The organism is Williamwhitmania sp. (assembly GCA_035529935.1).
Taxonomy (GTDB): Bacteria; Bacteroidota; Bacteroidia; order Bacteroidales; family Williamwhitmaniaceae; genus Williamwhitmania.
Genome location: DATKVT010000097.1, coordinates 1 through 26,632, shown reverse-complemented (window position 1 = coordinate 26,632; position 26,632 = coordinate 1). Strand labels below are relative to the sequence as shown.

The 26,632-nt window shown below is 43.7% G+C and carries 31 protein-coding genes; 27 read left to right on the top strand and 4 right to left on the bottom strand.

Annotated features, from left to right (window positions below):
* Positions 1-126: 126 nt before the first annotated feature.
* The gene (locus VMW01_07620) at positions 127-915 is read right to left on the bottom strand and encodes a tyrosine-type recombinase/integrase (GenBank protein HUW06114.1); all 789 of its coding nucleotides are present in this window, start codon (positions 913-915) and stop codon (positions 127-129) included.
* A 274-nt stretch (positions 916-1,189) separates the two neighbouring features.
* Between VMW01_07620 and VMW01_07615 the strand changes: the two genes are divergently transcribed.
* The 20 genes from VMW01_07615 to VMW01_07520 all read left to right on the top strand — a co-directional run bounded on the left by VMW01_07615 (position 1,190) and on the right by VMW01_07520 (position 15,694).
* Entirely contained in the window at positions 1,190-1,636 is a 447-nt protein-coding gene (locus VMW01_07615) for a hypothetical protein (GenBank protein HUW06113.1), read from the top strand.
* 872 nt (positions 1,637-2,508) lie between these two features.
* Complete coding sequence (locus VMW01_07610) at positions 2,509-3,069, top strand: helix-turn-helix domain-containing protein (GenBank protein HUW06112.1); 561 nt, start codon at positions 2,509-2,511, stop codon at positions 3,067-3,069.
* A 93-nt stretch (positions 3,070-3,162) separates the two neighbouring features.
* Positions 3,163-3,483, top strand: coding sequence for a hypothetical protein (locus tag VMW01_07605; GenBank protein ID HUW06111.1), 321 nt, complete (start codon positions 3,163-3,165; stop codon positions 3,481-3,483).
* A 61-nt stretch (positions 3,484-3,544) separates the two neighbouring features.
* Positions 3,545-3,757 carry a hypothetical protein gene (locus VMW01_07600; GenBank protein ID HUW06110.1) on the top strand — a complete coding sequence of 71 codons (213 nt, stop codon included), beginning with the start codon at positions 3,545-3,547 and terminating at the stop codon, positions 3,755-3,757.
* Positions 3,758-3,828: 71 nt separating this feature from the next.
* Positions 3,829-4,269, top strand: coding sequence for a hypothetical protein (locus VMW01_07595; protein ID HUW06109.1), 441 nt, complete (start codon positions 3,829-3,831; stop codon positions 4,267-4,269).
* A gap of 200 nt (positions 4,270-4,469) precedes the next feature.
* Positions 4,470-5,423, top strand: a complete 954-nt coding sequence (locus tag VMW01_07590; GenBank protein ID HUW06108.1) for a hypothetical protein — start codon at positions 4,470-4,472, stop codon at positions 5,421-5,423.
* Positions 5,424-5,850: 427 nt separating this feature from the next.
* Entirely contained in the window at positions 5,851-6,006 is a 156-nt protein-coding gene (locus VMW01_07585) for a lmo0937 family membrane protein (protein ID HUW06107.1), read from the top strand.
* A gap of 41 nt (positions 6,007-6,047) precedes the next feature.
* Complete coding sequence (locus tag VMW01_07580; GenBank protein ID HUW06106.1) at positions 6,048-6,200, top strand: hypothetical protein; 153 nt, start codon at positions 6,048-6,050, stop codon at positions 6,198-6,200.
* 226 nt (positions 6,201-6,426) lie between these two features.
* Positions 6,427-7,287 carry an SPFH domain-containing protein gene (locus VMW01_07575; protein HUW06105.1) on the top strand — a complete coding sequence of 287 codons (861 nt, stop codon included), beginning with the start codon at positions 6,427-6,429 and terminating at the stop codon, positions 7,285-7,287.
* A gap of 38 nt (positions 7,288-7,325) precedes the next feature.
* Positions 7,326-7,544 (top strand): DUF883 C-terminal domain-containing protein, encoded by a 219-nt coding sequence (locus VMW01_07570; GenBank protein HUW06104.1) that lies wholly within the window; start codon positions 7,326-7,328, stop codon positions 7,542-7,544.
* Positions 7,545-7,595: 51 nt separating this feature from the next.
* On the top strand, positions 7,596-8,021 hold the full coding sequence (locus tag VMW01_07565) for a hypothetical protein (protein ID HUW06103.1): 426 nt from the start codon (positions 7,596-7,598) through the stop codon (positions 8,019-8,021).
* Positions 8,022-8,067: 46 nt separating this feature from the next.
* On the top strand, positions 8,068-8,556 hold the full coding sequence (locus VMW01_07560; protein HUW06102.1) for a universal stress protein: 489 nt from the start codon (positions 8,068-8,070) through the stop codon (positions 8,554-8,556).
* Positions 8,557-8,690: 134 nt separating this feature from the next.
* On the top strand, positions 8,691-10,013 hold the full coding sequence (locus VMW01_07555; GenBank protein ID HUW06101.1) for an ATP-dependent 6-phosphofructokinase: 1,323 nt from the start codon (positions 8,691-8,693) through the stop codon (positions 10,011-10,013).
* Between the two features lie 134 nt (positions 10,014-10,147).
* On the top strand, positions 10,148-10,333 hold the full coding sequence (locus VMW01_07550; protein HUW06100.1) for a hypothetical protein: 186 nt from the start codon (positions 10,148-10,150) through the stop codon (positions 10,331-10,333).
* A 133-nt stretch (positions 10,334-10,466) separates the two neighbouring features.
* Positions 10,467-10,937 (top strand): hypothetical protein, encoded by a 471-nt coding sequence (locus VMW01_07545; GenBank protein ID HUW06099.1) that lies wholly within the window; start codon positions 10,467-10,469, stop codon positions 10,935-10,937.
* 371 nt (positions 10,938-11,308) lie between these two features.
* Positions 11,309-12,385, top strand: coding sequence for an ice-binding family protein (locus VMW01_07540; GenBank protein ID HUW06098.1), 1,077 nt, complete (start codon positions 11,309-11,311; stop codon positions 12,383-12,385).
* Positions 12,386-12,646: 261 nt separating this feature from the next.
* Complete coding sequence (locus tag VMW01_07535; protein ID HUW06097.1) at positions 12,647-13,531, top strand: hypothetical protein; 885 nt, start codon at positions 12,647-12,649, stop codon at positions 13,529-13,531.
* Between the two features lie 48 nt (positions 13,532-13,579).
* The gene (locus VMW01_07530; GenBank protein HUW06096.1) at positions 13,580-14,095 is read left to right on the top strand and encodes an OmpA family protein; all 516 of its coding nucleotides are present in this window, start codon (positions 13,580-13,582) and stop codon (positions 14,093-14,095) included.
* Positions 14,096-14,099: 4 nt separating this feature from the next.
* Positions 14,100-15,323, top strand: a complete 1,224-nt coding sequence (locus VMW01_07525; GenBank protein ID HUW06095.1) for a hypothetical protein — start codon at positions 14,100-14,102, stop codon at positions 15,321-15,323.
* A 5-nt stretch (positions 15,324-15,328) separates the two neighbouring features.
* A complete protein-coding gene (locus VMW01_07520; protein HUW06094.1) occupies positions 15,329-15,694 on the top strand; it encodes a cupin domain-containing protein in 366 nt (121 codons plus the stop codon).
* Positions 15,695-15,920: 226 nt separating this feature from the next.
* On the opposite strand, the gene VMW01_07515 is transcribed toward VMW01_07520, so the two are convergent.
* Positions 15,921-17,087 (bottom strand): MFS transporter, encoded by a 1,167-nt coding sequence (locus VMW01_07515; GenBank protein HUW06093.1) that lies wholly within the window; start codon positions 17,085-17,087, stop codon positions 15,921-15,923.
* A 490-nt stretch (positions 17,088-17,577) separates the two neighbouring features.
* Here VMW01_07515 and VMW01_07510 point away from each other — a divergent pair, with 490 nt between their 5' ends.
* The 6 genes from VMW01_07510 to phoU all read left to right on the top strand — a co-directional run bounded on the left by VMW01_07510 (position 17,578) and on the right by phoU (position 23,298).
* Entirely contained in the window at positions 17,578-18,786 is a 1,209-nt protein-coding gene (locus tag VMW01_07510; protein ID HUW06092.1) for a hypothetical protein, read from the top strand.
* 31 nt (positions 18,787-18,817) lie between these two features.
* Positions 18,818-19,873 (top strand): phosphate ABC transporter substrate-binding protein PstS, encoded by a 1,056-nt coding sequence (gene pstS, locus VMW01_07505; GenBank protein HUW06091.1) that lies wholly within the window; start codon positions 18,818-18,820, stop codon positions 19,871-19,873.
* 136 nt (positions 19,874-20,009) lie between these two features.
* A complete protein-coding gene (gene pstC / locus VMW01_07500) occupies positions 20,010-20,915 on the top strand; it encodes a phosphate ABC transporter permease subunit PstC (GenBank protein HUW06090.1) in 906 nt (301 codons plus the stop codon).
* The gene (pstA, locus tag VMW01_07495; GenBank protein ID HUW06089.1) at positions 20,915-21,760 is read left to right on the top strand and encodes a phosphate ABC transporter permease PstA; all 846 of its coding nucleotides are present in this window, start codon (positions 20,915-20,917) and stop codon (positions 21,758-21,760) included. The genes pstC and pstA overlap by 1 nt, the downstream gene beginning before the upstream one ends.
* The gene (gene pstB, locus VMW01_07490) at positions 21,742-22,500 is read left to right on the top strand and encodes a phosphate ABC transporter ATP-binding protein PstB (GenBank protein HUW06088.1); all 759 of its coding nucleotides are present in this window, start codon (positions 21,742-21,744) and stop codon (positions 22,498-22,500) included. The genes pstA and pstB overlap by 19 nt, the downstream gene beginning before the upstream one ends.
* 87 nt (positions 22,501-22,587) lie before the next feature.
* On the top strand, positions 22,588-23,298 hold the full coding sequence (gene phoU, locus VMW01_07485; GenBank protein ID HUW06087.1) for a phosphate signaling complex protein PhoU: 711 nt from the start codon (positions 22,588-22,590) through the stop codon (positions 23,296-23,298).
* A 72-nt stretch (positions 23,299-23,370) separates the two neighbouring features.
* Here phoU and VMW01_07480 read toward each other — a convergent pair whose 3' ends face one another.
* Together VMW01_07480 and feoB are read right to left on the bottom strand one after the other, a co-directional pair.
* Complete coding sequence (locus VMW01_07480) at positions 23,371-23,544, bottom strand: hypothetical protein (protein ID HUW06086.1); 174 nt, start codon at positions 23,542-23,544, stop codon at positions 23,371-23,373.
* Between the two features lie 43 nt (positions 23,545-23,587).
* Positions 23,588-26,080 carry a ferrous iron transport protein B gene (feoB, locus tag VMW01_07475; GenBank protein HUW06085.1) on the bottom strand — a complete coding sequence of 831 codons (2,493 nt, stop codon included), beginning with the start codon at positions 26,078-26,080 and terminating at the stop codon, positions 23,588-23,590.
* A 286-nt stretch (positions 26,081-26,366) separates the two neighbouring features.
* Between feoB and VMW01_07470 the strand changes: the two genes are divergently transcribed.
* On the top strand, positions 26,367-26,632 hold a 266-nt coding region (locus VMW01_07470), incomplete at its 3' end, for a hypothetical protein (GenBank protein HUW06084.1).

The following is a 26,632-nucleotide window of genomic DNA, read 5'->3' as shown; positions in this document are numbered from 1 at the left end:
CTTGCTTGAAATCATTTCTTGAATAATTTTGTGACGTTCCGAATCGGTAAAATAATTACCCCTTTTTAATCCTGAAATAGCTTTACTTTTTTCTACCATTTTACACTTTTTTAGTGTAAACCTATTTTAGGACAAGACAATGCTCAGCCCATCCTCCAGCAGGTGGGTGGCGTAGCTGTGGCGCAGGGAGTGCAGGTTGACCTCCTTCTGGATGCTGGTCCGCTTCAGCGCCTCGCGCATCACCCAGCTCAGCCCCTTGGCGCTGTAGCGCCCGTCCGGCTCCTTGCCGTTGAACAGCCATACCTGCGGGTGCTCCACCGCGAGGTAGCGCCGCAGCCCCCTGGCCATGAACCGCGAGAGCGGAACGATCCGGTCCTTCTTGTACTTGCTCTGGCGGATGTGGATGGTCCGGCGCTCGAAGTCGATGTCGGCCAGCTTCAGGTTGATGGCCTCCTGCGAGCGCAGCCCGGCCGAGTAGATGAGCGTGAGCACGATGCGGTGCTTGAGCAGCGCTGGGGCCTTGAACAGCTGGCGCAGCTCGCTCCGGTTGAGGATTACCGGCAGCGTGAGCTCCCGCTTCAGCGAGGGCAGGGCGATAGCCCGCTTCCCCTGCCCGATGTGCCGGTAGTAGTAGCGCAGCCCGTACACCGCGTGCTTAAAGGTGCTCCGGGAGGGCGAGCCGGGGCGCTGGGCCAATCCGGTGAGGTACTCCGCGATCTCCTCGTCCGAGAGCTGCTCCGGCAGCTGCCCGAAGTGGAGGCTTACCAGCGCCACCTGCCGGATGTAGCTGTTTAGGGTGCTCTGGCTCTGCCCGCGCAGGATGGTTTGCTGCTGCAGGGTGTGCAGCACGGCAGAAAAACCGGCAACGGTTTGCACGGCTTGCTCAACAATCGTAAATTCGCTTTTCTTTCCCATGGTACTGAACGCTAAGGTTAGACGTTAACTTTTTAAGGAGCTCTATTCTCCCGTTCAGTATCTTTTACTTACTTTACCATGGTTGGTATTCAAAGCTAGCCCACGTAGTGGGATTTAGTGCAACAAAGCCTTGCTTTCAGCGGGGGTGAACTGGAACTAGAAACGACAAACAAATTAATAAACGTCAGCGGTAAGCGACAGGAAAGTGGGACTTAATCCCCGCCGAAAAGCAAGCCTCGATCGTTGTGCATCATAGCATTTAAAACCATTAACAATGAAAATAATTGAAGATGATATTAGCGTACTTGATAATATTATAAGAATAGTTCTCGAAAAGAAGAGCATTAACGTAAGCCATCTTCCATCGCTTGGAAACAAGTATCTAGATGACCAACCTGAAATTAAAGAGAGTTCTTATGAATATTATTTTAAGATTTTAAAAGAATCTCAAGTTGTGATTGTTGCCATTAGTGAAAACCGAGCAACACAAATTATGGAATTGGACATAATCACTGAAAGATTTAATAAAAATGGTGGGTTCAGAAAACTGTTTGAAGAACAAAAGAAAAAAGAAAAACTTGAATTAATAAAGAATGAAAAAGAAGTCAATGAAGCTCAATTAATAAAGTGGCATAAAAAGACTTATTGGTTGACTTTCATTTTGGCAATTTTGGGTTTTATTATTGCTGTGATTTCGTTAATAATATCTTTACTTGACTAGACTGAGTTAAGCTACGCTGCACAACAGCCGCTAAACCCAATCAGGGCTGATTTGCAGATAAGAAAGTATTTCCTAACTTAGCAATACCGTTAACGAGGGACAGGGAAACGGTTTCAAACTCCCTGTCTGTGCTTAGCGGCAAACGTTGTGCTTCATTAAAGGAAACTGAAATTTGAAATGGTTAACTGACATATTCAAGAGTAAAAAGCTATCTAAAAGGAAGATTGACTATTCCCGCTCCCCCGGATATAAAATGAGATGCTGACGCGGAACCGTCAAACAGGCCGGTCAGGCTGTCCTCGTCCATACCCACCTACCAGGGAAACACACAGCAACCTTAGCGCCTAGCCTAAAAGAGTTAACTACCGCTGCCTACCATAAAGATTAAAGCGCTGCCATGGGCCTGTGGCCCATACGCCAAGCCGGGCAAGAGCGCACTACACACAAAATGTGATACTACCAAATTCTTACCGTGCACTACAAAACGAAACCCCGCTTTCGCAGGTTTCCGTTTTTACATGTTAGGTAGTAATCTGTCCCATAATAAAAACGGCATTCCATAGGTTAATGATAATCATTGATAATGGTTTTGTGTGAATAGGCACTAGTACTCTAAATCGGGGATACCTAGAGTCCTATCCACTTCAGCACATTTCTTATTTGCACCCATTCCTTACCCAGCTACTATTCTACTATGCAGTCCCAGTGAACATTTCGCAACCGCAGGAGTTTATATCCAACGCCATAGAAACTTGAAAAGGAGTTATCTAATTCGTATATTGCATCAATTAATAGGTGCATAAAGGGTCTATCTCTGTTGCGCTTACTGGGCTCACCGCTCTTAACCATATTATACTTATTCGAGGTAATATATGAAGCTTTACATCAAATACATGGTTAGCCTTCGATGCAAGTTGATGGTAAAGCAGGAGCTGGAGAAGCTGGGGCTACGCTACGTGGTGGTTGATCTGGGAGTGGTTGATATTTTGGAGGATATAACTCCAGCGCAGCGCGAAAAGTTGAGTGCTGGCCTTCTTAAAATGGGGCTGGAGCTGCTCGATGATACTCGAAGCATACTAATTGAGCGGATTAAGAACGTAGTTATCGAAATGATCCACTACGCCGACGAGCTCCCAAAAATTAAGTACTCCGACTACATCAGCGAAAAGCTGGGCTACGACTACACCTACCTTTCTAACGTCTTCTCCGAGGTAAAGGGCATTACGCTGCAGCACTACATAATTCTGCATAGGATTGAAAAGGTAAAGGAGCTGCTGCTCTACGATGAGCTCAACCTCTCCGAAATTTCCTACCGACTGCAGTACAGCAGCGTTGCCCACCTATCCAACCAGTTCAAGAAAATTACTGGACTTACCCCATCCTTCTTCAAGCAGCTCAAGTCGAAGCGCTCCAAAAATTTGGAGAACCTGTGAAAGATGTAACTCTTTCCCATAGTTGTGTAACTCTTTCAGCATGTTATAGGTACACCTTTGTATAGTCAAAATTGACTCACTAAAACTTGTAACATGAAAAAGGTAACTGTCAGCATAATGGTAGCTTTGATGCTTTTAGCAGTAGCTCCATTGCCAGTGAATGCAGCTCCAAAAAACACAACAACTTTGGTAGCAGAGCCTGCCGTTGCGAATACCGCAGAAAATGACGCGCTGCTCCTCCGGTTGAACGAGATTAAGAGCATGGATAAGTCAAACTTAAGCTCATCCGAAAAGAAGGGTCTTCGCAAGGAGGTAAAATCCATAAGAAGCGAACTCATGCGCAATGATGGCGGGATATACATTTCTGGAGCCGGTGCAATCATCATTATCATTCTTCTTATTGTTTTACTGTAAGCAACTTCAATGCTTACCGTAAGAATTCTTGATCACTCTTAAATCGTTTTATACAGACCGTATGAAGAAGGTTGGAATCATTGTTATGGTACTTGGCTTGGCCATTAGCCTTATTACTGGATTTAGCTTTGTTACCCGAGAGAAGGTGGTGGACCTAGGCGACCTACAGGTATCCAGAAACAAGAACCATAGCATAGCGTGGTCACCCATTGCTGGAATTGTGGTAATGGCAGTTGGTGGAGGCATCTTTTTATTTGGGTTGAAGAAGCGGTAGCTTCGTCACTCGCTTCATTGCCAACTATTAAATAAGCATTAAGAATTTAATCATTTTAATACATTGTTAATATGAAAAAGACATTTTTAGTATTGGTGGCACTTGCTTTTGTAGCAGCGGTGCCATTCTCTGGTTGTACCAATTCAGCACAAAAGGTTGATAATGCAAAGGATAATGTTACCCAAGCAAAGGAAGACCTGGATAAGGCAAACCAGGCATACCTTGCCGAAGTTGAAGCTTTTAAAAAGGAGTCGGAAGCAAAAACGGTAACCTACGACCAACAAATTGCCGAGCTAAAGGCAAAAGTTGCCAAGGTAAAGGGTAAGACAAAAGTTGGCTATCAGAAGGAAATAGCCAAGCTGGAGAAAAAGAATACCGAGATGAAGAATATGTTGAAGGACTACAAGGAGGACGGGAAGGAAAAGTGGACATCATTCAAAACCGAGTTCAGCCACGACATGGATGAGCTTGGACAGGCACTCAAAGATTTCACTGTTGATAACAAAAAGTAGCTCACTTCACTTCGTTTTAAAAAGGCTGGTTGCAGAATCAGCCTTTTATTTTTTGGGATCAATGGATCGGAATTATACAATGGCAATGCAAGAGGCATCGCAATTGTAGTAGAGAAAAATACGAGAGTATTGCTAACCCGAGTTGGAAGGAAAGCAGAGATACTCACAAGCGAAACAAAGGCTAATCTATACCTAACAAATTGAAAAAACTATGTGAATTTGTGCTTCTCACGCTCCTTTTTTTTGGAGCATTCGGCAAAACCTATGCACAAAAGAATCGTGCCGATAGTATAGTAGCGGACTATAAGGCAGTAAAAGCCAATGCCATTTCAACATTCAACATGTTTCGTGAGCCAAGCTACATAATGTTTGGTAGTGGGCTGGGCAACTTGGAACCTTTGGTATTTGAGGCCGACATTATTCCCTACTTCATGATAAGCCTGAACAAAAATGTAAGGTGGGGTATAGAGCTTTCGCCACGCATTCTTATGCGGATGTACGATAGCCACTCGCACCCAGTTCGCACGCCTTCGTATATGCCTAGGGTAACCTTTTTTTACCAGTTCATCGATAGGGAGAGGGGGCATAGCGATTTGTTTGCCTACTTTTCGTTGTTACACCATTCAAACGGGCAGGATGGCAACTTTTACATGGCCGATGGCACAACAATTAATACGCTAAATGGCAGCTTTTCTACCAACTGGTTCGAGGGTGGCTTTTTCCTTTCGCGTCCCAATAGTCAGCTAATTTTCATTACTAACTATATTAAGTTTTATGCGGCCTATAGCTATAACCAAGATGCGGAATTGAATCGCATTTATGGCCGATTACGCTTTTTTGTTAATGCCAAGATCACCGTAAAACTCTCGGATGTTTTTAAAGTAATTGTGCCGAAGAAGGATAATAGGAGGCACTACATTTTTGATCAATCGATACGCATGGGATGGATAGCGGGCGACCTGAATAATACAAAAACGCTGGATGTAAAGCGGTTGATTTTCAACTGTATCATTTCTTTTAAACCCGCATTCTTAAAAGATGGGGTAATTTTTGTGGATTACTACTACGGACAGGACTACTACAATATTCACTTTAACCGACAGCTCAATGTGGTTCGGATTGGCATTGCCTCAAAATCGAGCATTCTATTCTAATGTCTAGCTGGTTTTGCGAAACTGTTGAGCCCCCTTTGTTTGGCAATAAAAGTTGGTTGCGGCATATTCCATCTGGTTGGTGAGCCTGTGCAACAACAGTTTCTTCCCCTTCAGAATCTGTGAATAATGTAACTAATAGCTGAAGTTGTGTAACACATCCCTGCTCGAATATGATGACCTTTGTTTTTTAGCTATGTACACTTAACAACGATGAAATCATGGGAAATCTTTTGTATGCAGTTGCAGTCATTCTAATTGTCATTTGGGCAGTAGGTTACCTAGGTTATCATGCAGGCGGCATTATTCACCTTCTGCTTGTTATTGCTCTTATTGCAATATTGTTCAGACTTTTTCAAGGGAAAAGTGTTCTCTAAGTTGAGCATTATAAAATGTTACAAACCAAATATCCACCAATAACGAAGAAATCATGGGAAGTCTTTTGTATGTAGTTGCAGTAATTCTAGTCATCCTTTGGGCAGTGGGTTACCTAGGTTACCATGCTGGAGGTATTATTCACATTCTGCTGGTTATTGCCCTTATCGCAGTGTTATTAAGACTAATTTCAGGGAGAAGGATTCTCTAAGTTGAGCATTAGCAAATGTTACAAACCAAATAACCACGAATATGTCACACGAAAAAGAGGGAAAAGAGAAAACAGGTAAAAAGGCTGCGGTCTTAAGTCTGAAGGAAAAACGTGCTGCCAAGGCGGCCAAGCGCGACGAAAAGGGGATAGGTGGTAAAATTATCCTTCCTAATCCGTTTGAAAAAAAGAAGTAATCGCCTGGTTATCCGCTGTTTTTAATGGCTAAAAATGTCCTTCACCCGCATCAATAAGGGTAAAGGCACATAGAGTTGACCACTTCTAGACTCACATCTGTTTTGTGTTTTCTGCATGTTACTCTAGCATTTATGTAATGGGAGCATCGAGAAACCATCGAAAAGGGCTAGAAGACTTATGAATAGATTAATGAGTTTTAACAAAAAATAAAAAGGAGAGATTTGCATGTCCTATCTGTATATTATCATTTTAGTTTTTCTGCTATTCCTTTGGGGAATAAAAATTGTAAGGCCAACACAGCGAGGCCTAATTGAGAGGCTTGGGAAATACAATAAGTTTGCGAATCCCGGTTTCCATTGGATTATTCCCATAATCGACAAGCTGTTTCTTGTAAACGTTACCGAGCAGATGGTTGATGCTACTCCACAGGAGATAATCACCAACGACAACCTTAACGCCAGCGTAGATGCCCAGGTTTACTTCAGGGTAAAATCGGACGAGGAGAGCGTAAAAGGCTCGATCTACAACGTGAACAATTATAAGTGGCAGATTGTAAACCTTGCCCGCACAACTCTCCGAAATATAATAGGAACTCTTACGCTTAAGTCGGCCAACAGCGAGCGTGGAAAAATTAATGCTGATCTCTACAAAACCCTTCATATGGAAACCATGGGCTGGGGTATTGAGATTGTGCGCACCGAGCTTAAGGAGATTGACCCACCAAGGGACGTTCAGGAAACCATGAATAAGGTGGTTAAGGCCGAGAACGAAAAGATTGCGGCCATCGATTCGGCCACCGCTGCCGAGACTGTTGCCGATGGTATTAAGCGTGCCAAAATCAAGGAGGCAGAAGGATACAAGCAGTCGAAAATATTGCACGCTGAGGGAGAGGCCGAAGCCATTAAGTTGGTAAACGAAGCTGCCGACAAGTATTTTGTTGGGAATGCACAGCTTTTACGGAAGCTCGAGGCAATGGAGAATTCGCTCCAGAATAATGCCAAAATAGTAATTCCAACTGGTACCGAATTAGTCAACATAATTGGGGAAATGGCTGGTATTGTTCCCATTGACAGAAAACAAAAATAGGTAGGTTTTCTAAAACTAATTTCAAAAGGAGGATAATCATGAGTGCAAAGAGATTAACAAGGTCAAACAAAACATTGGTTTACGTCCTCATTGTGGTCGTTATTGTATTAATAGTGCTGCTTTTTGGTGGTGCTGGATGGTTAAATGGGATGCACGGACGCATGTCGATGGACTATGCCCATTGGAACTGGACTCAGATTCTAATTAGTCTTGGCGTTGGGTTCGTGCTGGGATGGTTCGTTTCAAAGAGGGTGTAAGAGTGCATTCACGTTCTGAAATGTTGCTTAATATCAATAAACAGTAGCAGTATGACAACCGACACAAAATCAGTAGCCACCCCAGTTTCGAAATGGACTGGGGTGAAGCGAACATTGAGAAATGCGTTTCGATGGTTTGTTGCCATAACCATAATATTGATTGGCATATTCATCTACTGGAAGTTCTTTTATACATACAGCGATGGATACAGGGCTGGGTTGCTGCAGAAATTCTCTCACAAGGGAAATATTGTTAAAACCTACGAAGGGGAGATGATCCTCAGCAGCGTGACCAGCAATACGAATGTTGCCCTTGCCTCCGAGAAGTTCTATTTCTCGGTTACCGACAAAAAGTTGGCCATGCAGCTCGATACAATTCAAGGTCAAATGGTAATTGTGCACTATCTCCAAAAAAACGGTGTCCTTTTCTGGCATGGCAATTCGGAATATCTGGTCGACAGCGTAAGGCGCAAATAGTTGCTAATGTTTTGTTAGCGACTTACTTTTAAAGTATACAATTGTTATGGAAACAACAAATAGAAAAAAGGTGCTGATTGCACTCGATTTTGATCCAACGGCACAAAAGGTTGCGGAGGTTGGCTTTTCACTTGGGAAGGCCATGGATGCTGAGATTACACTTCTTCATGTAATACTGGAACCTATAAATTACACTTCCACTGGACATGTTACAGTGATGGGTTTTGCCGGTTACCCCCAAACGGAAATGGGTATGTTGCAAACCGATGGTGAAAGTGCCCTTAAAAAAGTTGCTCAGCAATATCTCGATAAATCGAAACAGCACTTAGGCGACAGGAACATTCTGACCGTAGTAAAGGAGGGTGACTTTGGGGATTCAATTCTGAAGACGGCAGAGGAGCTGCATGCCAATGTAATTGTATTGGGCTCGCATAGCCGCAAATGGATGGAAAACGTATTAATGGGTAGCGTTACGGAGAAAATTTTGCAGCATACCTCCATACCGCTATTCATAGTGCCAACAAAAAAGAGATAGAGGCGAAGTAGGGCATCGGACCATTATTCGTTGTCGGTGGTTGTTGGGTAAATAGTGATGAGAGGCGAGCCGTTAAGCTTATGAATCCCCTGCTGTATGGTGCTCTCGTATATCACAAAATAAATTTTCGATCCATGACTCACGACGATTTTAAAGTTAAAACGCTAGGTCCCGGAGAATTTAAATCGAAGCTGTCGCCATCTTCTCCAACCAGTGAATTGTCGTTTGGCTTTGTTAAAAACGACGATAGGGTGCTATTCAATACAAAGCTCAGCAGCTATAAGCTGGGTAAGGAAGAAAGGGAAACCCCCATTTCGTTTGAAATGGCGGGGCCGCACAAATATCTTTATTTTAATCCTGCCGATACAAAGGTTGCCATAGTTACGTGTGGTGGATTATGCCCTGGGGTAAACAATGTTATTCAAAGTGTTGTAAACCAGCTCTACTACCGGTATCACGTAAAAAATATTGTGGGCATTCGTTATGGTTATGAAGGCTTTATTGCCAAGTATGACCATGAGGTGGTTGATCTTTCGCCACAGAGCTTGGATAAAATTCATTTTTTTGGTGGGACAGTTCTTGGAACGTCTCGAGGGGAGCAGGATGTAGTCCAGATTGTGGATAAGTTAAGCGCAATGAAGGCAGACATCCTATTTTGCATTGGTGGCGATGGTACCCTACGCGGGGCACATGCCATACACCAGGAGATACTACACAGGAACCTTCCCATTTCTGTTGCAGGAATTCCCAAGACCATCGACAACGATATCAGCTTTATCGATAAATCGTTTGGATTCGAAACGGCATTTACAATTGCCAACGATATTATTCGCTTTGCGCATAACGAGGCTATTGGAGCATATAACGGAATTGCGATAGTAAAGCTCATGGGCCGCAATTCTGGATTTATTGCTGCTCATGCGACCCTTTCTGTGCATGAGGTTAACCTTGTCCTCATTCCTGAGATGGCATTCGATATGGATGGACCCAATGGCTTTTTGAATGTATTACGGCGCCGGCTCGAGAATCGTCATCATGCCCTAATCGTGGTGGCCGAAGGTGCGGGGCAACACTTTTTCGATAGCACCACCTTGGAAAAGGATGCCTCGGGAAATATTCGGAATAAGGATATTGGATTGTATTTGAAAGACAAAATAAAGGAAGAATTCGAAGCGAAAGAATTTCCCTTTGTCCTCAAGTATATCGACCCAAGCTACATTATTCGCAGTGCACCAGCCAACGCCAACGACAGCAAATTTTGTGGGCTTCTTGCGCAAAATGCTGTTCATGCAGCAATGGCCGGTAAAACCGATTTTGTAGTAGGGCATTGGAATGGCCATTTTACTCTTCTCCCAATTCCAATTTCCGTTTCCAAACGCAAGGAGATAGATGTAGAGGGTGAATTGTGGTGGAATGTTATCGAAACCACAGGACAGCCTGGAAGCATGAAAAATTAATCGCTACCTCGCTGCATGTAGCCTTATCAGTGAATTATGTAAATTGTTTAATTAATTGTGTAACAGGTGTGTCCTGACAGTATGGTATATTTGCTTAATCATTCAACCTATGTCTTCACTAAAAAATTAGTACTATGAAGGAAACTATTGTTGGATTTTGGAATGAGCGGAAAGAGAAGCTCAAACTTGAGTATCCAGCTATCTCTGACGACGATTTACGCTTTAGTGAAGGGAAGGAAAAGGAGATGGTGGAATTGCTTGGCTATAAGCTTGGTAAATCGGAAGAGGAGGTAAGAGTCATAATAAACTCCTTAAAATAGAGTGACGGGTAATTTTTTACTATTGTTCACCGAAAATTGATAGCAGAAGCTAATAATATCTTTCCAGCTTAGGGATAAATGTTGGGGCGAAACTGAAAAGCCATACGAGTAGGAAAAATTAATAAACATAATAATGAAACGACTAGGAATTACAATCGTGCTGGCAATGTGCCTGTTTTCATATAGCAATGCACAGGATTACAACACCGGTATAGGGCTTAGGGCTGGCTATACCAACGGGCTAACAGTCAAGCATTTTATTGGTAGTAAGGTGGCCTTGGAGGGAATCCTTTCCAGTCGATGGGAGGGAGTTGAGATAACTGGGCTCTACGAGGTTCAAAATCGCGCTTTTAATACCGAACGACTGGATTGGTTCATTGGATTTGGAGCTCACGTAGGCTTTTGGAATGGCGATCATACCAATTGGGGAAACAGAGGCGAGTCCTACACTGTTGTCGGCGTTGATGGGATACTGGGGCTAGAGTATAACTTCAGAGAGGTACCTATTAATATTGGCATCGACTGGAAACCGGAGCTCAATTTTTCTGGATATTCCGGTTTTTGGGGCGATAATGGAGCGATTTCAATACGTTACATATTTTAAGCATGTAATATCCTCTCATAGCACCATATATCATTAATTATGCTAGAAATTAATGGTAATCTCCAGAGAAGGCGAGTTTTTGCCCTCTCTGGTTTTTTTTGGAAATAGCCAACCTTGCTAGCTGGTAATACCAAACTTTGCTATCGTCCGATTAATTCTTATAGCATGCTAAAATATATTTTTAGCATGCTTTGCTATAGATTTATGCGAGCTTGTTCTTTCTTACAAATCCGCGCATACTTGCTTCCTTACAAATATTACTATTTTGAAAATGAGTGAATTATGTAACAATTAGCAATTGTTGTGTAACAGATACCCTTGTGATGATACCTATCTTTGAGTTTATAAAATATTCACTAAAAATATAGATTATGAGGATAGGAAAAATAATTCCAGCCGTTGCAATACTGTTGGTAGTATTTACGGCGAGCTGTAAAAAGGATGATAATAATAGAGATTCTTCTATGCTTACTGTATCGGCAACCGACCCCTTAAGCAACGAAACAAGCGTTGCTCGTAACAAAGTTATTGCTGTGACCTTCAGCGAAGCCATGGATCCATTAACGGTTAACACAATGTCGTTTACCCTAAAACAAGGGTCGACTGAAGTTGGTGGATCTGTTGCATATGCTGGTTTAGTTGCAACCTTTACGCCATCGGCAACGCTGCTTGCAGAAACTGAATATACTGCAACAATTACTACTGAGGCAACAAGTCTTACCGGGAATACTCTTGTAAGTGATAAAGTGTGGAACTTTACAACTGCAGGTAGTGCAGTGGGTATTGCTGCGGTAAATCTAGGGGGTGCCGGCAATTACGTTATTTTGGCTAAAACAACAATTACCAATAACTCAACTTCTGCCCTTACGGGGGATTTGGGTCTTAGCCCTGCTGCCACCTCTTATGTTACGGGATTAGCGTTATCCAATGCAACCGGCTATGCCACTTCGGCACAGGTTACTGGACATATTTACGCTGCCGACATGGCCGATCCTACTCCGATAACCCTTACTACTGCTGTAAACAACATGATTACTGCCTACAACGATGCGGCAGGCCGTACATTGCCCGATTTCGTAGAGTTGGGAACTGGGATTATAGGTGGTTATACGCTTGCTCCAGGCCTCTACAAGTGGACGAACACCGTTACAATACCCACTGATGTTACCATTTCTGGTAGTGCAACCGATGTTTGGATATTCCAAATTGCGGGTGATCTTACCATGAGTTCGGCCGTGAATATTACTTTAAGCGGTGGTGCTATGGCTAAGAACATCTTCTGGCAGGTTGGAGGCCAAGTTACGTTAGGTACAACCTCGCATTTTGAAGGTATAATACTTTCGATGACGAGCATTACCTTTCAAACTGGTGCCTCAATGAGTGGGAGAGCGCTGGCGCAAACCGCCGTTGTGCTCGATGGTAACACTATCACTGAGCCTGCTCAATAGGCAACTTTTAACAAACGGGAGAAGCTCCTTTAGGGTAGCTTCTTTCTTTTTACCAATACTTCTACCGCAAGCGCTATTTCAAATTACAGCTATTACTATCTAAATCTTATCGGAGTGTGTGATTTATGTAACTCTTAGCAAGAGTTGTGTAACTATTTTGGTTAGTAACTGTCGCACCTTTGTATTCTAGGAAAACTATACACAAGCTCTACATAATTTTTCAGGATTGGATTACTACAAACCACCACTAAAAGGGAAACCATGAAGAAACAACATATTGCAAATGCCTTAAAGGTGCTTCTGGCTGGAATCAATTCCAAAAAGCATACACTTGCTGTTGCGCTGATGCTTGTCAGCGTGGTGGCAATGGCAGAATCTCCTCTGGCTTCACAGAAGGAGATAGGAATGTTTATTAACTCAACTACTTGTGTTGTGCTTGAGAATGGAACAGATCCTTACAATGCCTACATAAAGGATGCGGTGCAGAAGTATTGGAAATCTACTCCATACGAGTTTATCGATGCAACGGAGTTTGAAAAACGTAGGTTCGATTCGAAGTATTCGTTTTTAGTGCTGATGAAAAATGTTTTTGGGATTGATCCCGGGGGCGTGAGCTACAGCTACATCAGCCTAGTTCTGGGCGATAAATCAAAGGACATGACCAATATGCCGGAGCTATGCAGCATACCACTTTTATACTCCGACGACGGTTCCTTGAACTACAGCTATGCCATTCCAGCAATTGTTAAGTTTATGCAGATACATGCAAAGAATCTCGAAAAGAAGCGATTCTTTATCTCCTTGAGCGGGTTAAGCTACTACAATTCGTCGGGGTTTCAGGATAAGGAGCTGCTTGTACTCAAGGATAACTTGGCGCCCGATGTCAATACATCGGAGAAGATAAGCGCCGTTTACCCCAACTTTGTGAAGTTACTCACTGTAGATGAAATGCGGAAAGCCATTGACGCAAACCCAAAGAATGCCTTTTTCCTCTTGCACGTTGGGCCAAACAAGAATATGGGTGTAGGGAAATGTTTTGAAATGATCTTTGATGTGGAAGGGAATCTCTACTACTATAGCTCCCGCCGGGTTACCAACGATGACCCTGATGGTTTTACCCTGATGGATTTTCGACATATCAGATAGAAAAGTACCTAAAAAGGAATTTTTATAAAAACTAAATAATTCATAGCCATGAGGATTCTATCAATTGGATTTATTGCATTTGCCTGCTGGTCAGCGTTCTCAACGTATGTCTATGTGTGCAAGATAAAGGGGCTTTGCAATGAGCAGCAAACAACCACTGTTGTGGCGGTGAGCCAGAACGATAGCATTGCAGCCCTACCTGATACTGCCAAGCAAGCATTACTACCGCAAGATTTGGTAGTCCACTTTGCTTTTGATAATTCTGAATTTGACGCGAACGAAGAGGCGAACAGCTACTTCGACGAATCAACTACCTATATGAAACAAAATTCGACGGCGAAGCTTAGCATAGTGGGCTATGCCGATGCCGTTGGAACCGAAGAGTATAACCAGGCTTTGGGTTATCGACGAGCCCAAACCATGCAACGATATTTCGAAGGCAAGGGCATGTCGGCCGACAGAATCAGCATTGAATCGAAGGGCGAAAAAGAACCTATCGCCGATAATAATACCATTTTAGGTAGAGCCAATAACAGGAGAGCTGCAGTAACCCTTAAAAAATAAAAATATGAGCGCATTTATCGTATTGCTAGTGCAAACAAGAGGTGAAGCTACCTTTATAATCTTAGCCCTTTTGCTGGGAGCAGCAATCATTGGGTATGTAACGGCATGGCTTTACTTCAAGTCCATCTACAAGGCTGATGGAAAGGCACACGAAACACAAATGGATGAGTTGAAAAACCAAAATATCCGACTTGCGACTGAGAACGGTAATCTGAAAAAAAGCATTAGCGAAAGCAAGGGTGAACTGGTACAACTTACAAAGGAGGTAAACACGCTTCAAGCAAATAAGGCTAAAGCGGAAAGTAAAACCGAGAGCCTTACTCTAAAAAATGCCAATGCTGAACAGAAGCTGCAGGATCAAGATGAAGCTCTGTTTCAAATTGGAAAGCGTAAGCATTTGCTAGACTACAGTAGTTTTGGAACGGCCACAAAGGAGGAACGGGATAACCTTCAAATGATTAGCGGTATAGGTCCATTCATTGAAGAACGGCTACATGCTGTTGATATTTACTCCTTTAGGCAGATAAGTAGATTCACTCCGCTGGATACTGAAAAGATAAACCTTGCCATCGAATACTTTGCCGGTAGGATTGAGCGCGACGAGTGGGTTGCGCAGGCTAAGGAACTGCTAGAAGATGAAAAGGTAAGGGAAGAGGCCTTGGAGCGCATTAGAGCTCGAAAAACCCGTATCTATTTTCAAAGGATTGGGATTGCCCACAAGGAAGAAGCCAACGACCTTACTTCCATTGTTGGGATAGGTGGATGGATTGAGGCAAAACTTAATGCGTTGGATATTTTTGCCTTTCGGCAGATAGCAAATTTTAACGACGAGGACATTGAGCTGGTTACCGAAGCCATTGAGTACTTTCCTGGACGGATTGAGCGAGATGAGTGGATACCTCAGGCGAAGGAGCTCGTGAAAATAGAGGGAAAGAAGGCCGCTCTTCTTAATAAAGTTAAGGAACAAAAAAACAAAATTTCCTACGCCAGAATTGGGTCAGCCCTTAAGCATCAAGCCAATAACTTGACTCTAATAAAAGGAATCAGTTTATGGATTGAGGAGAGGCTTAATCTGATTGATATTTATACCTTTACTCAGATTGGTAGGTTAACTGCAGATGACGTGAAATCCCTTGCCGAAGCCTTGGACATTTCTCCTGAACGAATTGAACGAGATAATTGGATTGGGCAGGCACAGGAGCTAGCAAATGCGCAAGTTTCAATTTAAATTAGGTGAAATACCAAGGAATAATGGACAGCGTTGAGGTAGATAGATCAAAAACTTTTATCATAGTGGAAATCATTGAGTACGTTCCAAATTCGGTGGTTATTAAAACCATAATAAAGAAGACTACGGGCAAGGTAAGCGCCGCTTCGTTCGATTCGGGCGAAACGCTCACCGATAGGTCATCGCCCTTTGATAACTTTATTCAGATAATCGATGGAAGGGCAGAGGTTATTATTGACGGGACATCAAGCCATCTCGAAACGGGCCAGTCCATCATTATTCCGGCACATTCGTACAATACAATTGTGGCCAACGTGCGGTTTAAAATGATTTCTACAGTGATAAAGAGTGGGTACGATGAGGTGAGCTGAGGCAGCTTTTACAGCGTGGCGTTGCTGGTCCGTTTCTTATGGATTGCTACTCTATGCTGTGCCTGTCCTATTGTCCAGCGATTTTAGCTAAGTAGTAGCACAAGAACATAGCATCAATCTGGGCTCGCCAACTCTGGCGGGCCCTTTGCGTAGGCCTAGATTGCTAAAGTTGGAATGCTGGATTTTGATCCATTCTTTATGGAATGGTCGTAATGTAGGTGTAGGTTTATTGCTTGTATCGACTCTCGTACGCTTTTAGCACAAAGAGCCTGAAGAACAGTAACCCGGCGGCACCCACTGCGGCATTTACCCAAAAGATAAATGAGAGGGAGATGTGCTCGGCTATTAGCCCAGCCGTAATCATTCCAAGCCCCATTCCGAGGTCTACAGCCGTGTAAAGTGTTGAATTGGCTGCTCCACGGTGCACAGAATCGGCGAGGTTATTCACCATCGACTGGAAGGTTGGGAATATTACCCCGTTGCCAAATCCAATAACTATGGCCGAGAGAAAGAATAGCAGCGGGCTTTTTGCCATGGCCAGCATGGGAAATCCTATCATGAGCAAAATCAGGCATAGCGTAATAATCTTTCGCGGACCATTTCGGTCAAACACCTTTCCGGCGGTAAGCCGTGCTGCAGCTATACCAATGGAGAAAATAAGGAAGTATAGGGAGGTGTTCTTAATGCCTATCTCCTGGCCGTAAAGGGCAATAAACGACAGTAACCCACCGTAGGCAATCATGGTGATAAATACATTTATCGACGGCTGGATGGAGTTTTTATCGAACAGGCTGTTCCATTTTAGCGCTATCCGTTTGCCAACCACAAACCGTTTACGCAGGTGTACGCTGTAGGCACATGCAAGGCTTGCAACACTTATAAAACACCCCGAAACAAACATGGCCATGTATCCCCAGTGGTGGCATACAAATAGCCCGATAATTGGGCCAACGGACATTCCTAGGGTTGTCGATAGCGCAAAGTATCCGATGCCTTCGCCTCTTTTGGCCACCGGAATAATGTCAACCGCAATGGTCGATCCCGAAACGGTGGTAAATCCCCATACAAGCCCTTGCGCAAACCGAAGCAAAATTATGGATGTAATGGTTATGGCAACTAGGTAGCCCGCAAATAGCAAGGTGTAAATTATTAGAGCCAGCAGGAAGATGGTGCGTCGCCCAAATCGGTCGAGCGCAAAACCCGAAAAAGGGCGCACCATTACCGAGGCAATGGTATATACCCCAACAACCACTCCCACCTGCACTTTTGAGGCATGGAGGTTGTTGACCAAATAGATGGGCAGGGCCGAAAGTATGGCATAGTAGGTGATGTACATCAAGAAGTTGGACAGTATCAGGAATATCAAATCTTTATTCCATATCCTCTCATTCATGGCATTGATGCTTGTAAAACGAAGCTGCAAACTTATTAATAAAAAGTGGAGGTTGATCCTAATATTTACCTACTGTAGTTCATTTCCTTAGTGCTCAGCAAGAGTGCCTAGGCAAGTACCTGTTGCAGGCAACTTTCAGGACGTGACAACAACTGCGGACTTCGGACTCCTGTCTTTTTTTGTAACCTGTAACTCTGTCACTCGTCACTTTTCCGTCATTCGACAGGTAATTAGCGGTTTCGGACACTTGGTTTTTAGGAAAAAAGGTTGCTGACGTACCAATTCACACTTTCACTTTCTACATTAAGAGAATGTTACCTGCTTAGCAGTGCATAGCTTTTCCTTGATTTTTCTAGCCATTTCAGCCATTCCATCATCGAATAATTCAGAATTACTTCATGGGTACTTAATATTCAGTTAATGCGTTAACCTCAATTTTGCAACAAATTAATGCGCCCAACTCATTGTATGAAAATTTTTTAAAGAACGTATGCCAAAAAAATCCAAAACAAAGATAGTTGCCCTAACTATTTTTATGTTACCAACAACGCTTACCAAAGCACAGACTACCACTCCTCCTCAGCCAACCACCAACGCCACCACTTCTCAACTGCCAACTACCTACACAACAACTTCCGATTTCAAACCTTCGGGAAAGGTATGGGGCTATGCATTTGGTGATTACTATCTGAAAACGCACGCCGACTCCCTCAACCGTGGAAAGACGCAGTATGCCGGAAAGTTTTACCCAAAGGATTTTAATGCCTTTGACTTTCGTAGGATATACCTTGGATACAGCTACAACATAAGCGAGGATTTCTCCACGGAGTTAATACTGGCCCACGAGGGTGATGTTGTGAACGGAACTGGTGACCGCATGGTCTACGTTAAGGCGGCCAACCTCCGCTGGAAGAACATTGTTCACAACAACGATTTGGTTATTGGGCAAACTGCCACACCCACTTTTGCCATGATGTCGGAAAAGGTTTGGGGTTACCGCAGCATTGAGAAAACAGTTGCAGACATGCGAGGGTTAGGTTGCTCTACCGACATGGGCGTTGCATGGCAGGGAAAGCTAGATGACAAAGGCAGCTATGGCTACAACTTTATGATTGGCAACGGCACGGCTCAGAAACTGGAGAACAATAGGTATAAAAAGTTCTACGGTGAGGTATACGCCAAGCTGATGGATCAAAAAATAATCCTTGATCTTACAAGCGACCATGAAATTTCTTCCCCAACCCAATCCAAAACAACCATTAAAGGGTTTGTGGCATACCAAACAGATCCTATAACGGTTGGCATAGAGGTTGTTAATCAGCTGCAGAAGAATTACAAGGTGGACTCGGTAAATGGCTCGCAGGTAAATGCAAATGTTGTTCCATTTGCCTTCAGTGCCTTTGTAAAGGGGAGAATCATTAAGAACAAGTTGAACTTTTTTGCCCGTTACGATAGCTATAATCCCGATACCAAGTATAGCAGCTCCGATCGTTACCCTGTAGCTAAGCCATATACGGTTAACCTTTACACCGAGAAATTTTTTACGGGTGGGCTTGATTTTACCCCCAATAAGAATGTACATTTCATGCCCAACGTTTGGTTGAACACCTACAAGAGCAAGCTGGATAATGTTTCTGGCTTAGTCAAGAGTAATTATGACATGACAGTGAGGCTTACCTTCTATGTCATTTTCAAGTAATGGAATATAAACGCACACTAATATGAGACAGATGAAAATTAACAAATTATTCTGGGGTTTAGCCGCAGTGCTAGCCTTGGCATCCTGCTCTGGGAATCAAAAAACTAATAATAGCGGAAGCCAAGAATTGATTGGTGCCGGAGCAACCTTTCCTTATCCGTTATATTCAAAGATGTTCGATGAGTATAACAAGGCAAATGGTGTAAAAATTAACTACCAATCCATTGGTTCGGGTGGCGGAATAAAGCAGCTACAAAACAAAACCGTTGATTTTGGTGCTTCCGATGCGCCACTAAGCGATGAAGAGATGAAATCAATGCCATCTCCAATTGTCCACATTCCAACCTGCCTTGGAGCAGTGATGATTACCTATAATCTACCTGGTAATCCACAGCTTAAGCTCACCCCAGACGTGATTGCCGACATTTTTCTCGGGAAAATTACCAAGTGGAACGACAAGCGGTTGACCTCCCTAAATCCATCAGCAAATCTCCCCGACCTAGCCATTTCAGTGGTTCACCGTTCCGACGGAAGTGGAACTACCTACGTATTCTCCGACTACCTGAGCAAGGTTAGCAGCGACTGGAATACCAAGCCTGGAAAAGGAAAAGCACTCGACTGGCCAGTTGGTATCGGTGCAAAAGGCAATGAGGGCGTTGGCGGTATGGTAAAACAAACTCCTGGAAGCATTGGCTACGTTGAACTCGCCTATGTTATGCAAAATAAGATGGCATCGGCAATGATCCAAAACAAGTCGGGGGAGTTTATTGAGGCATCCATCCCATCAATCAGTGCTGCAGCAGCTGTAACATTGCCCGAGGATCTGAGAGTTTCTCTTACCAACACCGATGCAAAGGATGGTTATCCTATTAGCAGCTTTACCTACATTATCCTGTATGTAAACCAATCGTATGGTGACAGAACCAAGGAGCAAGCTAAAGCAACGGTATCGCTAATTGATTGGATGATTACCACTGGTCAACAATTTGCTCCGGGTCTCATCTACGCTCCCCTACCAAAGGAGGCCCAAGATGCTGCCCTGAACCAACTTAAGAAGGTAAATTTTGGAGGCACCCCTTTAATGTAAATATTTTTAGGATTTATGGTTTATGAGCGTTGTGCCCCATTTTGGGGCATACGCTTATATTTTTTTTCATAAATTAATCAAACAGTTACAAGAAAAATAGCACTGCTATTGTTTATAATGAAACAACAAATTTAGAATGCTCCAACAAGTTCATTCCAACGCTAATATAAGAAGCCTAAACTTTCGCGAGGCTGCCTTTCGTAAGACTCTGTCATTGTCAGCTATTCTGCTTATTGTCCTTCTTATAAGCATTTTTCTCACCCTTCTTGTATCGTCGCTTCCATCCATTCAAGCCATTGGTCTAAAATTCCTATATCAGAAAGTTTGGGATCCTGTTGCTAACGAGTTTGGTGCCCTTCCTTTCCTGGCGGGTACATTGATGACATCTGCACTAGCCATTCTCATTTCAACTCCCTTTGCTTTGGCCATTGGACTGTTTTTGGGTGAATACTATCCACGGGGCTGGATAAGCGGATTAATAAAAAATGCAGTTGAGCTCTTGGCTGGAATTCCCTCAGTAATATTGGGCTTTTGGGGTATTTTCACCATTGTTCCAATTGTGCGAGCCATCGAAATGCGGATGGGGGCTGTTCCTTCGGGAGTGGGAATTCTTGCCGCATCCATAATTCTAGCCATAATGATTACGCCATTTTCGGCATCGCTCATCCGGCTGGTAATTAGCATGGTTCCCTTACACCTTAAAGAGGCAGCATATGCACTTGGGGCTACGCGCTTCGAGGTGGTTAGGTTTGTGATCATACCATACATCAGGTCAGGAATGTCAGCAGGTATTTTGCTGGCTCTTGGAAGGGCCCTAGGTGAAACCATGGCAGTTACCATGCTTATTGGAAATACGCAGATTATTCCCAAAAGTATTTTCGATACAGGAAACACAATGGCTAGCGTTATTGCCAATGAATTTACCGAGGCAACCGGGAAAATATACTTTTCTGCCCTAATCGAAACGGGTCTGGTGTTATTTGTGGTTACTACAATCATCAATATTATTGGGGTGAGAATTATTAAACGATTTGAGAACTAATGAAAAAGTATTTCACCTTTAGAGAGGCCAGAAATTTGATCTTCAAATTTTTGATTATCCTTTTGACAGTTCTTTCCGTAATCCCGCTGTTGGCTATCTTGGCTTATATATTCAAACAGGGTATTTCAGTGATCAACTGGAATTTCTTAACCAGCCTTCCAAAACCGGTAGGGGAAGTTGGCGGGGGCATCTTTAATGCCATAGTTGGAAGTGTAATGATTATCTCCGTGGCTGCTTTAATTGCAATTCCAATAGGGGTTACCACAGGGGTATACTTTGCCGAGCAATCGCGAACACGAATATATAACTTGGCCCACTTAGCTGTGGATGTATTGCAGGGCATCCCTTCCATTGTGATAGGAATTATTATCTACATATGGGTTGTGAAGCCATTTGGCACCTTTACCTCCCTATCTGGGAGTATTGCACTTGCCATTATGATGCTTCCATCCATAATTAAATCGACGGAGGAAACGCTGAAGATGGTGCCATCCTCATTCAAGGAAGCTGCGCTATCGCTGGGTGTTCCCTACTACAAAACCATGATAAGCGTTATAATTCCGGCTGGATTAAGTGGTATACTGAATGGTATAATTCTTGGAATTGCTAGGGTTGCAGGTGAAACTGCACCACTTCTTTTCACTGCCTTTGGAAATCCATTCCTCAACACAAATATTTTAAAACCAACAGCCAGCTTACCCCTTGTTATCTTCAACTATGCCACTAGCCCATATGAGGATTGGCATAACTTAGCCTGGGGGGCTTCATTCATTCTAGTGGTAATTATTCTATTTCTGAACATATTGACAAAACTAGCAGAGAAAAGATGGAAAGTACAATTTTAAAAACGGAAAACCTCAATGCTTTTTTTGGAGATGCGCACGTTTTAAAAGACGTAAGCATCGAAATTCCAAAGAACACCATAACTGCCATAATGGGACCCTCCGGTTGTGGAAAGTCAACATTTATCCGCTGCATTAATCGAATGCACGAACTTACCGAAAATGCCTATTCAACTGGGAAGATCTATATCAACGATGAAGATATTTTCTCCTACAATGCCACCCTTTTAAGGCGAAGTGTTGGGATGGTGTTTCAGCGCCCAAATCCATTTAATACGATGAACATTTTTGAGAATGTTATTGCTGGATACACGCTAAACAGGTATAAGCTATCGAAATTGGAAAAGGAGGAGCTGGTGGAAGAGTCGTTGCGAAAGGCGGTTCTTTGGGATGAGGTTAAAGACAATTTGCACAAAAAGGGGACCTTTTTGTCGGGTGGACAGCAGCAACGGTTGTGCATTGCTCGCTCCATTGCCATGAAACCTTCAATTCTACTGCTCGATGAACCCACCTCGGCCCTAGATCCCATATCCACGGCCAAGATAGAAGAGCTGCTGCTAGCCTTGAAAAGCAATTACACGATAGTGATTGTTACCCATAACATGCAGCAGGCAGGACGAATAAGTGATGATACAGCCTTTTTTTACATGGGCGAGCTTACGGAGTGGGATAAAACAAAAACCATATTTACAAACCCCAAAAAGGTACAAACACAAAACTACATCACCGGACGGTTTGGCTAGAGTTGAGGCTTTTGGATTTTTCAAGATATTGTTGCCATTGATCCGAACTCCAATTTTCAACTTTTGAACCTCTAAAAAACTGCAAAAATGAGTAACATTGCAAAACAAACAAAAGATTCCGAGACCAATATGACACACCTTGAAACTGAGCTGCTGCGCTTGAAAAAAGATATGGTTGAGATGTGGGATACCGTGGTCAATCAGGTACAAAAGGCGAGGGCCGTTGTTGAGGCGGGTAATAAGGATTTAATTAACGAAATGGCTACAGGGGAGAAGCTCATAGATGCTTTTGAGCTTAAGGTCGACATGGACTGTGAAAACTTTCTTGCACTATTTTCTCCTGTTGCCAACGATCTTCGGCTTGTTCTTGCCATCCTAAAAATCAATTATAACCTCGAGCGTATTGGCGATTTTGCTTGGAGCACTGCTAAGGTCATTCGTGAAATGGAAAATCCAGCTAGCAGCGAAAGTTTGGAAAAAACAAATCTAATTCTGATGCTTGATACCGCCATACTGATGCTTAAAACTGCACTGGAGGCCTTCGAGACGGACGACAACAATTTGGCTAGTACAATTTTTGAAAAAGATAAGATACTGGACGACAACAATAAAATGGCTAACCAAATCATCGCTGAACTCATAAAACAGCACCCTGCGGATATTACAAATTTCCTAGGCATGCTGACTATTATTAAGAAGTTGGAAAGAATTGGCGATCACACCAAGAATATTGCTGAAGAGATCATCTTCTACATAGAGGCAAAGGTGATTAGACATAATAGGAAGAAGAGTAAGTGAGAGGTAGATAGGCAGTAGGTAAGCTTCAGCACCACTTCGGTCTCCCGACTTCTGACTTCCGACTTCGATTCTCTATCCCCTAACAACCTTCTTCAACCCTTTAGCGCTGCAGGCGGCTCCAGCAGAGCAACCGCAGCATCCTCCGCCGTTTTGGCTTGGCTTTATGTTTACCGTTTTATAGAGGCCGTAAGCTGCGTAGGTGGCGGCGGCAAATACGGTGGTGAGGGCGAGTATATCTTGTAACATGGCGTTTACTCTTTTTTAAGTAACAATATATTTTACATATGGTTTAGCCCCATATAAGGCTTCCCAGCTGGAAGGTGGCAAAAGCCATGAACCAAGCAAATCCAGTGGTATAGACTATGGTAAAAGCGGCCCACTTCCAGCTACCCGATTCCTTCTTAATGGCAGCAATTACGGCAATGCAGGGGAAGTAGATGAGGATAAAAACCAGGAAGGCCAGCGCCGAAATTGGGGTAAACACTTTTTGCCCAACATTTGGTCCTGCCTGATACTTCTCCGAACGAAGCTTATCAATGAGCTTTTTGGAGTCGTCGCCATTGTCCACTTGGTAGAGAACACCAAGCGTGCTAACCACAATCTCCTTTGCTGCCACACCCGCTACCAAGCTTACGCCCATTTTCCAGTCGAAACCAAGTGGACGGATTACCGGCTCAATGAGTTTGCCTATTTGTCCTAGGTAGGACTGCTCCTGATGTTCGGCTTCCTTCTGCACCTCTAGGTTTCGAATATCCTGCATTAGCTGTTGCGAGGGGTTTCCTATGCTTTGATCATGAGCCTGCTGCTCAGTTTTTGACTCAATTAACTTGTCGAATGGTTTGCTGTATTCCACGTTCTTTGGGTAGTATTCCAGTGCCCAAATTAGGATTACGGCTACTAGAATAACACCTCCCATTTTGCTTAAATACTGAGAACCTTTATGCCACATGTGCTTTACTGTGGAGCGCACAGTTGGAATTCGGTAGGGGGGAAGCTCCATCACAAACGGAACCTCCTCTGAGTGAAACAGCGTGCGCTTAAAGATTAGTGCTGCACCAATTGCCATTAGGATGCCAAGGAGATAAATGGCGAAGAGGACTGTGCCTGCGTGGGTGGGAAAAATTGCACCTATTATCAGGATGTATACTGGAAGCCTAGCGCTGCAACTCATAAATGGGTTGATGAGCATTGTAAGCAGCCTGTTGTTTCTGTTCTCGATGGTCCGCGTCGCCATTATGGCTGGAACGTTGCATCCAAAACCCATAATGAGCGGGATGAATGACTTGCCGTGCAGCCCAATCTTGTGCATTATCTTGTCCATTATAAAGGCAGCTCGAGCCATGTACCCTGTGTCCTCCAGTACCGAGATGAAGAAGAAGAGGATGAGTATGTTGGGCAGAAACACTATTACACTGCCCACACCACCAATTACGCCGCCAATTAGCAAATCCTTAAATGCCCCAGCAGGTAGGTGGTTTTGCAGTAGCGAGGAGATAAGGCTCACACCATCCTGTATCCAGTTCATGGGGTACTCGCCAAGGGTGAAGGTAGAGTAAAACATTAGCCACATGAAAAAGATGAAGATGGGGAAACCAAACACCTGGTGGGTTAAAAAGGTATCGATAACGTCGGTGGCGCGACGGCGGGTGTGAATTCCTTCGTGAAAAGTCTCCTTGAGTGCCCCAGCAATAAAGCCATACTTGGCATCGGTAATAATTGTTTCGCTGTCCTCCGCCATTACCAACTCCAGTCGGGTAATCTCCTTCGCTGCAGCGTTGAGTATCTCTTCCTTGTTGGAGCAACTCTCAACAACCTTTTTTGAATGCTTATCTTTCTCCAGCAACTTTATGGCGAGAAAACGAGTGGAATACTTGCTTGTAATGGTTAGATTATCACCCTGCTTGAGCAACTTTTGCACTACAGCTACCGATTGCTCCACCTCCGTACCATAGTTGATGTGCAGGTGACGCGTGGTTTTGTCCTTATCGGCATATACGTTGATGGCCGTGTCGAAAAGTTCAGTAATTCCCTTACCCTTGCTGCCCACCGTAGGCACAATGGGAATCCCCATCAATTTTCCAAGCGATTGGTAGTCAAAACTATCGCCACTCTTCTTCAGCTCATCGAACATATTAAGGGCAATAATCACCTTCACGTCCATGTCGATTAGCTGAGAGGTGAGGTAGAGGTTACGCTCAAGGTTGGAGGCGTCTACCACGTTGATGATGATGTCGGGAATTGTTTCGGCAATATAGCTCCGCACAAAAACCTCCTCCGGGGTGTAGGCTGTTAGCGAGTATGTCCCTGGAAGGTCTGTAATTTTGAACAAGTAGCCCTTGTGCCGAAAGTGTGCCTGCTTGGAGTCGACTGTAACGCCGGAGTAGTTACCTACGCGCTCGTTGGAGCCGGAGGCAAAGTTAAAGAGGGTGGTCTTTCCCGAATTTGGGTTGCCCACTAGCGCCACGTTTATGGTTTTGCCCATCACCTTGGCCGATACGCGAAGATCCTCCTCCGTAATGGTACCGTTGTATCCCTCGAAGCTGAGGTTTACAGCCTCATCCTTGGTGGCCACCTCAACCAATGCCGCTTCACTTCGCCGTAGCGACACATCGTAGCCCATTATGTTGTATTCAATGGGATCCTTCAGTGGTGCATTTTTTACTACGATAACCTTTTTCCCCTTCACAAATCCCATTTCGGTGATACGCTTGCGAAAGGCACCTCGCCCCATCACCTTTGTGATAATTCCGCATTCACCATTTTGTAGCTCCGATAGCTTCATAGTTGCTGAAAAAGTATCTTATGTATGTTGTCTTAAATATTTATTCGGCAAAATCGTTAGCATAACCGCATTTGGCATTGTTTTCTTTGCCAAAACAACCAATAGACCCCTCCTCTTTGGTTCCAAAATATTATTGAGGGGTTCACGTTTTGTTGCGGTCACAAACTTAGAAACAATTTCTGGGCAAGTATATCGCTAAATGTGGGTATTTTGATTTCAGTTAAATGCCAGAATCCTGAAAATGTTGCGAGAATATTGTATTTTTCAAAAAAATCTACTTTGGCAGATGGATACCGGTGAGCAGGAAAATATTTTGGGGCGTATCAGGGATATCTTGGGAGAGGATCATTCGTTTAGTATTCTTCAGGAGGAGGTTGATATCAATCTGCAGATGCAATACTTCGAAATGTCGAAGAAGTATCGGCGTGTGCTATCGCTTGAGGAGATAGAGGAGGCACGCGCCCTAATTTTTTCGAAGCAATCGGATAAGGATTCCGTTCACATGGCACTTATCTGCCTTGCTGCCACCGCCGAGGTGTCATCGTTCCGGGT

Excerpts from the sequence above, each read along its gene's own strand:
- VMW01_07620 (HUW06114.1), bottom strand. The coding sequence starts at position 915 with ATGGGAAAGAAAAGCGAATTTACGATTGTTGAGCAAGCCGTGCAAACC.
- VMW01_07615 (HUW06113.1), top strand. The coding sequence starts at position 1,190 with ATGAAAATAATTGAAGATGATATTAGCGTACTTGATAATATTATAAGA.
- VMW01_07610 (HUW06112.1), top strand. The coding sequence starts at position 2,509 with ATGAAGCTTTACATCAAATACATGGTTAGCCTTCGATGCAAGTTGATG.
- VMW01_07605 (HUW06111.1), top strand. The coding sequence starts at position 3,163 with ATGAAAAAGGTAACTGTCAGCATAATGGTAGCTTTGATGCTTTTAGCA.
- VMW01_07600 (HUW06110.1), top strand. The coding sequence starts at position 3,545 with ATGAAGAAGGTTGGAATCATTGTTATGGTACTTGGCTTGGCCATTAGC.
- VMW01_07595 (HUW06109.1), top strand. The coding sequence starts at position 3,829 with ATGAAAAAGACATTTTTAGTATTGGTGGCACTTGCTTTTGTAGCAGCG.
- VMW01_07585 (HUW06107.1), top strand. The coding sequence starts at position 5,851 with ATGGGAAGTCTTTTGTATGTAGTTGCAGTAATTCTAGTCATCCTTTGG.
- VMW01_07580 (HUW06106.1), top strand. The coding sequence starts at position 6,048 with ATGTCACACGAAAAAGAGGGAAAAGAGAAAACAGGTAAAAAGGCTGCG.
- VMW01_07575 (HUW06105.1), top strand. The coding sequence starts at position 6,427 with ATGTCCTATCTGTATATTATCATTTTAGTTTTTCTGCTATTCCTTTGG.
- VMW01_07570 (HUW06104.1), top strand. The coding sequence starts at position 7,326 with ATGAGTGCAAAGAGATTAACAAGGTCAAACAAAACATTGGTTTACGTC.
- VMW01_07565 (HUW06103.1), top strand. The coding sequence starts at position 7,596 with ATGACAACCGACACAAAATCAGTAGCCACCCCAGTTTCGAAATGGACT.
- VMW01_07560 (HUW06102.1), top strand. The coding sequence starts at position 8,068 with ATGGAAACAACAAATAGAAAAAAGGTGCTGATTGCACTCGATTTTGAT.
- VMW01_07555 (HUW06101.1), top strand. The coding sequence starts at position 8,691 with ATGACTCACGACGATTTTAAAGTTAAAACGCTAGGTCCCGGAGAATTT.
- VMW01_07550 (HUW06100.1), top strand. The coding sequence starts at position 10,148 with ATGAAGGAAACTATTGTTGGATTTTGGAATGAGCGGAAAGAGAAGCTC.
- VMW01_07545 (HUW06099.1), top strand. The coding sequence starts at position 10,467 with ATGAAACGACTAGGAATTACAATCGTGCTGGCAATGTGCCTGTTTTCA.
- VMW01_07540 (HUW06098.1), top strand. The coding sequence starts at position 11,309 with ATGAGGATAGGAAAAATAATTCCAGCCGTTGCAATACTGTTGGTAGTA.
- VMW01_07535 (HUW06097.1), top strand. The coding sequence starts at position 12,647 with ATGAAGAAACAACATATTGCAAATGCCTTAAAGGTGCTTCTGGCTGGA.
- VMW01_07530 (HUW06096.1), top strand. The coding sequence starts at position 13,580 with ATGAGGATTCTATCAATTGGATTTATTGCATTTGCCTGCTGGTCAGCG.
- VMW01_07525 (HUW06095.1), top strand. The coding sequence starts at position 14,100 with ATGAGCGCATTTATCGTATTGCTAGTGCAAACAAGAGGTGAAGCTACC.
- VMW01_07515 (HUW06093.1), bottom strand. The coding sequence starts at position 17,087 with ATGAATGAGAGGATATGGAATAAAGATTTGATATTCCTGATACTGTCC.
- VMW01_07510 (HUW06092.1), top strand. The coding sequence starts at position 17,578 with ATGCCAAAAAAATCCAAAACAAAGATAGTTGCCCTAACTATTTTTATG.
- pstS (HUW06091.1), top strand. The coding sequence starts at position 18,818 with ATGAAAATTAACAAATTATTCTGGGGTTTAGCCGCAGTGCTAGCCTTG.
- pstC (HUW06090.1), top strand. The coding sequence starts at position 20,010 with ATGCTCCAACAAGTTCATTCCAACGCTAATATAAGAAGCCTAAACTTT.
- pstA (HUW06089.1), top strand. The coding sequence starts at position 20,915 with ATGAAAAAGTATTTCACCTTTAGAGAGGCCAGAAATTTGATCTTCAAA.
- pstB (HUW06088.1), top strand. The coding sequence starts at position 21,742 with ATGGAAAGTACAATTTTAAAAACGGAAAACCTCAATGCTTTTTTTGGA.
- phoU (HUW06087.1), top strand. The coding sequence starts at position 22,588 with ATGAGTAACATTGCAAAACAAACAAAAGATTCCGAGACCAATATGACA.
- VMW01_07480 (HUW06086.1), bottom strand. The coding sequence starts at position 23,544 with ATGTTACAAGATATACTCGCCCTCACCACCGTATTTGCCGCCGCCACC.
- feoB (HUW06085.1), bottom strand. The coding sequence starts at position 26,080 with ATGAAGCTATCGGAGCTACAAAATGGTGAATGCGGAATTATCACAAAG.